The following is a 2,477-nucleotide window of genomic DNA, read 5'->3' on the forward strand; positions in this document are numbered from 1 at the left end:
CAGGGCATGTGCCTATTTCAACGGGTGATTCCACCCTCAAAATAGACACAGTAATACAGATACAGAAGGGGGACTCACAAACACAATCTATAACAATGACTTACACTTGACAGTGTTGTCGTGGGAGACAACAATGTTGCTTCCCACGACAACACTAGGATGCGAGGTATGACACGAAAAGGATTTGGTCAGTTTGATAAATCTACGGGTGAAGTTATAGAGGGCTTTGTTGCGTTCGTTGCACCAAAGCGAGTTAATGGTTTTGGAAAGGAGTGGCTAGCTATGTCTCAAGCAGCGGCACTGATGTTTGCTAAGAGCGACCTAAGCGCAAGTGATATGAAAGTGTTTTTTGCGCTACTTGCAAAGCTGGATTTTGAAAATCTATTGGTTCTAAATCAATCAGAAATTGCACGAGAGATTGATATGGATAGACACAATATGAATCGCAGCATAAGGAAGCTACTGGCTCTTGAGGTGCTTTTTGAAGGCCCGAGAATTGGTGTTAGCCGCTCCTACCGACTAAACCCAAACATGGGCTGGAAGGGCAGCGCTTCTAATCACCGTAAAGCACTAGATGATCGCATGAAAACAAGCGGTTTGAGCGTGATAAAAGGCGGCATAGCTTAACTTCACTTAACCGCCGAGTAGGCGGCTTACATAGGCTTTGGGGCGGCTGGTGCAGCTTCATTAGTGATTTTGACGGGGTTGATTTTGCTCAATTCGAGCGAAATTTCTGACTCGGTTAAAGATGCCCGATCAGGCGAATGATCTAAAATCGCTTTTAGCGCCTGATCTGCCGGCCATTCGTTTTCAATTAAGCTCGCAATGGCTTCTTGCTCAAGCTTAGGCCAATCCACTTTCTCCCAGTCCCCAGCAACGGCAATGGCTTTTAAGGCCATGATCCCGAACGTCATGCCTGCCGTCATGTGCTGCTTAGAAACCTTTTGCAAGGCCGCAACTCTGCGCTCTGCTTCCACTTTAACCCTTGCTTTAGCTTCAAAAGCCGCCTTAGCCGCTGCTTTCTCTGCTGCCTCCTGGGCTTTTTCAGCCGCCAGGGCTTTTGCCGCTAGCTCGTTCTCCATGCGCATTTCATCCGCATACCCCATCATGATGCTCATTTGGGGTACAGAAAGCCCCTCTGTAAGCTCCTGAAGCGGCCTGAGCGCCTTTAGTTGGGCTTTAGCTGTCTTCTCTATCTCTTTAGCTCTCTTCGTCGCTGTAGCCGCTTTTACGACGAAAGGTTTGTAGTAATTGGCTGCATCGAGTGAAAGACGGTGCGCTAATTCCTCGTAAGTCTCGGTGTCATCCCTTAAAACACCTTTCTTTTTGACGATTGGCGCCACTGCATCGGGTGTGAAAGCGCATAGATCAGCCATCTCTTTGTTTACAGTGCCGTAATGCTGTTTAAGCGTGGTATGAGTCGCTTTGCTGCCCTCTATCCCTCGCTCAAGCCCGTACTTTTCACCCACGTTCTTAGCAAAGTCAGACTGCATATTTCTTAGTACAACCCTTCCACCAAGGTACTTTTTGGCGTTGAGTTTTCCCTTATCGTCCAACGGAACCACGTAAGCAACAAGGTGTGGGCTCGTTTCGTCTCGGTGAACTGTCGTCGCTACAACGTTTTCAGCACCATGCCGAGCTTTGAGCCAATCTACGGCATCTTCAAAATATTTAGTCCCATCATCGCCAGCTTCAAAATATTCAGGGCTTGCTGTGATCAAGTACTCGACACACAAAACCGCATCGCTTCGGTACTTCTTTGGGAGACGCGCCTTAATGAGATCCATCGTCCAGTGAGCGGTTAATCCGCCGATGTGATCATTCAGTTTGGCTTTGCTTTCGTCTGCGTTTAGTGTTTGAATCTCTCTATAGTTGTGCGCTAGCGAGCCTCCTATTTCTCCGAAGCTTTTCAATTTGGCTGTTCTCAAAATCGCGTAAGACATTATTGGCTCCTAAGGTATTTTTGGTTACTTTAGCAGCCTTTTTTTATTTTGGAAATCGCAAGGTGTACTCACTACACCTTACTTCGTAAGGGTTCGTCCTGCGGAGCTTAAAGATTAGAGCTAAGACAGTACAAAACCGCCCCTGTGGACTGGTTTTGTCTTCGACCGTTTAGCACCGAGCCGCTGTTGTTTTGGGTGTAGCTAAAGATTGTTTAGCAGGAGGGGAGGGGGTTTGGCGTTCTCGGTTTGTACCGAGAACGAGGGTTAGCCCTTCGTTTTGCTAAACCTTGTTTTTGTTTTGCATGGGCTGCGCCCATCTAAAAACAGACACCAGTTCTAAGAAAAAGAAAAAGAAAAAAGAGAGCCTTATTAAAATTTTGGCCCTGTGTGTATGTGGGCAAAGGGGCGTTGGCGGTGGGTAAGCATGTGAGCACAAATGTGCGGCGGGTGTTTTTCCGTCCACATTTTGGTCATGTGCTTATCCATGGCCATGTTTAGCCCCGTTTTTGCGGAGCAAAATTGTCCACATATGCA

Annotated in this window: 2 protein-coding genes; one reads left to right on the forward strand and one right to left on the reverse strand. The window is 47.3% G+C overall.

All coding sequences use genetic code 11. The annotated features are described in order from the left end of the window. Positions 1–168: 168 nt before the first annotated feature. A complete protein-coding gene (locus R0134_RS16480; RefSeq protein WP_319784512.1) occupies positions 169–627 on the forward strand; it encodes a hypothetical protein in 459 nt (152 codons plus the stop codon). A 26-nt stretch (positions 628–653) separates the two neighbouring features. Here the strand turns inward: R0134_RS16480 and mobV are convergent, their stop codons facing one another. Continuing rightward, positions 654–1,943 carry a MobV family relaxase gene (gene mobV, locus R0134_RS16485; protein WP_319784513.1) on the reverse strand — a complete coding sequence of 430 codons (1,290 nt, stop codon included), beginning with the start codon at positions 1,941–1,943 and terminating at the stop codon, positions 654–656. Positions 1,944–2,477 lie beyond the last annotated feature (534 nt).

Origin of the sequence: Oceanisphaera sp. IT1-181 (assembly GCF_033807535.1) — a bacterium.
GTDB lineage: Bacteria > Pseudomonadota > Gammaproteobacteria > Enterobacterales > Aeromonadaceae > Oceanimonas.

Bases quoted from the DNA above. Each gene is read 5' to 3' on its own strand.
- R0134_RS16480 (WP_319784512.1), top strand. From the start codon at position 169: ATGACACGAAAAGGATTTGGTCAGTTTGATAAATCTACGGGTGAAGTT.
- mobV (WP_319784513.1), bottom strand. From the start codon at position 1,943: ATGTCTTACGCGATTTTGAGAACAGCCAAATTGAAAAGCTTCGGAGAA.